Genomic DNA, 4206 nt, shown 5'->3' on the forward strand with positions numbered 1-4206 from the left:
CAGGCGCCGGTGGTGGCGCACAACCTGCTGGCCGAGCGCGGCGCGGCACGGGGCGAAGCGCGCTATGACGGCTACGGCTCGTGCCCGCTCACCGTCGAACGCGGCAAGATCGTGCTGGCCGAATTCACGTACGGCGGCAAGGTCGCGCCGACATTCCCGAGCTGGTTCATCGAAGGCAAACGACCCTCGCGCATGGCATGGTGGCTCAAGGAGCGGATTCTGCCGCCGCTTTACTGGCGCGGGATGCTCAAGGGCCGCGAATGGCTCGCGAATCCCGAACTTCAGGGTCGCTAAGCCAGGCACGGCCTTCCTGTAGTAAAAAGGCGGGATCGTGCGCGTTCGCGCACGCCATCGACCAATGCCATGGCAACGCGCGCTCCCGCCAGCACCCTGCGACAGATCCCGTCCGGCATCTGGATGCTTGGATGCGTCAGCCTGCTGATGGATATCTCCTCGGAGATCATCCACAGCCTGCTGCCCGTCTTCATGGTCACCACGCTCGGCGCCAGTGCGCTGGCCGTGGGGCTGATCGAAGGCGCGGCCGAAGCCACCGCCCTGATCGTCAAGGTCTTCTCGGGCGTCCTCAGTGATTACCTCGGCAAGCGGAAGACGCTGGCCGTGCTCGGTTATGGGCTCGGCGCGCTGTCCAAGCCGCTCTTCGCGGTGGCGCCCGGCGTCGGCACGATACTGGCGGCACGCCTGTCCGACCGCATCGGCAAGGGCATTCGCGGCGCGCCGCGCGATGCGCTGGTGGCCGATATCGCGCCCGCTCATCTGCGCGGCGCGGCGTTCGGGCTGCGGCAGGCACTCGACACGGTTGGCGCATTCCTCGGCCCTTTGATCGCGATCGGGCTGATGATGCTCTGGGCGAACGACTTCCGCGCCATCTTCTGGGTGGCGGTGGTGCCCGGCGTGCTGTCCGTTGCCTTGCTCGCATTCGGCGTGAAGGAACCGCAAACCCAGACCGGGGACAAGCGTGTGAATCCGATCCGGCGCGCCAACCTCGCGCGGCTCGGCCCGGCCTACTGGGGCGTGGTTGCCGTGGGCACCGCCTTCGCGCTGGCCCGATTCAGCGAGGCATTCCTGATCCTGCGCGTCCAGCAGGAAGGGCTGCCGCTGTTCATGGCGCCGCTGGTGCTGGTAACGATGAACGCAGTCTTCGCGGTCACGGCCTATCCGTTCGGCAAGCTCGCGGACAACTGCAGCCATGACAAGCTCCTGGTGGCTGGCCTGGCCGTACTGATCGTCGCGGATACGGTGCTCGCACTCGGCTCGCACTGGAGCATCGCACTGGCCGGTGTCGCGCTGTGGGGCCTGCATATGGGCATGACCCAGGGATTGCTGGCCACGATGGTCGCCGATGCAGCACCTGCGGATCTGCGTGGCACTGCATTCGGCGTTTTCAATCTGGCCAGCGGGCTGGCGTTGCTGGTAGCCAGTGTCATGGCCGGCTGGCTGTGGGACCGGCACGGCGCCGCCGCCACGTTCCACGCCGGCGCGGGCTTCTGCGTGCTGACCATCGCACTGCTGATCCACCGGCTTCGCAACCACCCCGCCTCCGGGGCGGCCACCCGCTGAGATTCAGCTGAGCGCCTTGCGAAGGCAACCTTCCTGTTCGTGTTGCACAACTTACGGATTGTCACGACTCCGGCGTCAACGGCGACCGCTCGCGTGCCGTTTTTTCCGGTAAGCACGACGCATTGTCGAGCTAACAATCTCCCAGGAGTTGACATCATGAAGAAGCTGTTCGCTGCTCTCGCATCCGTCGCTTTCGTCGGTACCGTTTTCGCGCAGACCGGCGCACCGGCTGCCGCCTCGGCCACCCCGTCGAAGTCGGAACCGGCGCAGGCTCAGGCCAGCGCCCACAAGGACAAGGCCGACGTTCATACCGGCACGCACAAGTCCACCGCCAAGGGCACGCATCACAAGGCCAAGGCCACGACCGACATGGCGAAGTCCACTGACACCACCGGCGCGACGGCCGGCGCTGCCAAGACCGCTGCTCCGGACAACTCCAAGAAGCAGTAAGCCCCGGCGTCGAGTTATCGGGGGGTTCACCGCCACGGTCAAGGCGAATGCCGTGGCGGCGACGCTCGAACCACGGGCTCTTGCGGAGAGCGCAAGCGAGAGGAAGGTCTCCGCGCTTGCCTCTCCGCTTTGTCATCCGATCATCTGTGCGACCATGACGGCATGTCTCCACGACTTAATGAAGCGAAGCGGTTCTGGCTAGACGCGGGGCCGCAGACAGTGCAAGTAGTACGGCAAGGCCCCGCAACGACGCCAGAATCTTTTTGAAATGACTTCTTAGCCCCGGGATCAGCATGCTCACCGTACACGCCATCCATCTGCTGCACGAAGCCGCCTTCGGCACGCTTGCCACGCAATCGTCCGTCCTGGCCGGCTATCCCTACGCCACCGTGGTGCCCTACGTCACGGACCACGCGCATCAACCGGTCATCTGCATCAGCGCCCTGGCCGAACACACGAAGAACCTGCTCGCGGATACACGAATGAGCCTGTCGGTGCTGCAACCGGAAGTCACGGATGTGCAGGCCGCCAGCCGACTGACGATCGTCGGAGACGCGGAACGCTTCGAGCCTGCCACTGCCCTGCGCGACCGCTACCTGCGCTATGAGCCCGGCGCCGAACGCCTGCTGGCGCTCGATTTCGCGTTCTTCCGGCTGAAGCCGCTCAAGGTGCGGTTCATCGTCGGCGTCGGCAGGATGGGTTGGGTGGAACAAGCCGATCTGGACGCTGTGCCCACGCTCCCCGCGCAAGAGGAAGCCGATCTCGTGAGCAAAATGTCCCGCCTGGTTCCCCAGAGCGTGCGCGTGCTCGGCATCGATCCGCTCGGCGTCGACGTCGAGATCAATGGACGCCGCCACCGACATCGTCTTGCCGGCACGGCGCCGATCGACGAAGCCATCCAGGCCGCCACTCACGCGATCACGGCGATCACAGCGGCGCGGCAATGATGGCTTGACCGGCCGGCACTGCCCACGCAAACGTGCTGAAGCGCTGACGCGCGATATGCAGCAGCACGCACCCGCCAGTCGCCGGCTTGGACTTTTCGCGTGCGGTGCCCTATCACATACCAGTGATGGGGACCGAAGCGACCATCGTGCGGAGCAGCATTCCCCGCGCGGCGCGCCCGACCTTACCCTTTGGGGAAATTGCAGGCATCCGGATCTCATCCCATAGTCGTGCAGGTACGCTGACAACTACTGCGGCCAGACCATGATCCACCATTGGATGCAACGCTTGGCGCCCACCATCGGCGCCGCCCTGCTCGCCGGCATGGCCCTCGTGGCAACCAGCGTCATGGCCCAGGAAAAGCCCGCTCCTGCCCCCGCGCCGTTCAAGGCCGAGGAGATCGAGGCACTGGTCGCGCCGATCGCGCTCTATCCCGATACCGTGCTGTCGCAGGTGCTGATGGCGTCGACCTATCCGCTGGAGATCGTCTATGCCGCCCGCTGGGTGAAGTCGCACCCCGGCGAGAAAGGCGATGCCGCGGTCAAGGCCGTGCAGAACGAATCGTGGGACGTCAGCGTCAAGTCGCTGGTGGCATTCCCGCAGATCCTCGAACCGATGTACGACAAGCTCGACTGGACCCAGAAGCTCGGTGACGCATTCCTGGCCCAGGAGAAGGATGTGCTCGCAGCGGTACAGCGACTGCGCGCGCGTGCCCGCGATGCCGGCAATCTGCAATCGAACGAGCAGCAACGCGTGATCGTCGAGCCGGCGACAACGTCGGGCGCGGTGTCGCAGACCATCGTGCGGATCGAGCCGGCCAACCCGGAGGTGATCTACGTGCCCGCCTACGACCCGGCGGTGGTCTATGGCGGCTGGGCCTATCCCGCCTACCCCTATTACTACTGGCCACCCTACCCGGCGTACTACCCGGGCTACGCGTTTGGCAGCGGCCTGGCATTCGGGTTCGGCCTCGCCGCCGCGGCAGCCATCTTCGGTGACTGCAACTGGGGCGGCGGCGACGTCCACGTCGACCACCACAAGGCCACCAATATCGACCGCAATTTCGATCGCAATGGTGGGCAAGGTGGCCAGGGCAGCAGTCGATGGGAGCACAGCGTCGATCATCGCAAGGGCGTTGCCTATCGCGACAACGCCACGCGCGAACGTTTCGGCCGCGAGCAGGCTGGCGCCGCCGACCGGCGCGCCAACTACCGTGGCCGCGATCCGGGCGCC

General features: G+C 65.8%; 4 protein-coding genes and 1 pseudogene. All 5 read left to right on the forward strand.

What is annotated here, in order from left to right; all coding sequences use genetic code 11:
* Positions 1–294: pseudogene (locus D769_RS15425) on the forward strand (pyridine nucleotide-disulfide oxidoreductase); the annotation flags it as partial.
* Positions 295–363: 69 nt separating this feature from the next.
* A complete protein-coding gene (locus D769_RS15430; RefSeq protein ID WP_008646549.1) occupies positions 364–1578 on the forward strand; it encodes an MFS transporter in 1215 nt (404 codons plus the stop codon).
* 156 nt (positions 1579–1734) lie between these two features.
* Complete coding sequence (locus D769_RS15435) at positions 1735–2028, forward strand: hypothetical protein (RefSeq protein WP_008646551.1); 294 nt, start codon at positions 1735–1737, stop codon at positions 2026–2028.
* Between the two features lie 293 nt (positions 2029–2321).
* Positions 2322–2975: a pyridoxamine 5'-phosphate oxidase family protein gene (locus tag D769_RS15440; protein WP_008646553.1), complete on the forward strand. Its 654-nt coding sequence runs from the start codon at positions 2322–2324 to the stop codon at positions 2973–2975.
* 322 nt (positions 2976–3297) lie between these two features.
* Positions 3298–4206, forward strand: a 909-nt coding sequence (locus tag D769_RS15445) for a DUF3300 domain-containing protein (protein WP_052018104.1), incomplete at its 3' end; no start/stop codon positions are given.

Origin of the sequence: Cupriavidus sp. HMR-1 (assembly GCF_000319775.1) — a bacterium.
GTDB lineage: Bacteria > Pseudomonadota > Gammaproteobacteria > Burkholderiales > Burkholderiaceae > Cupriavidus > Cupriavidus metallidurans.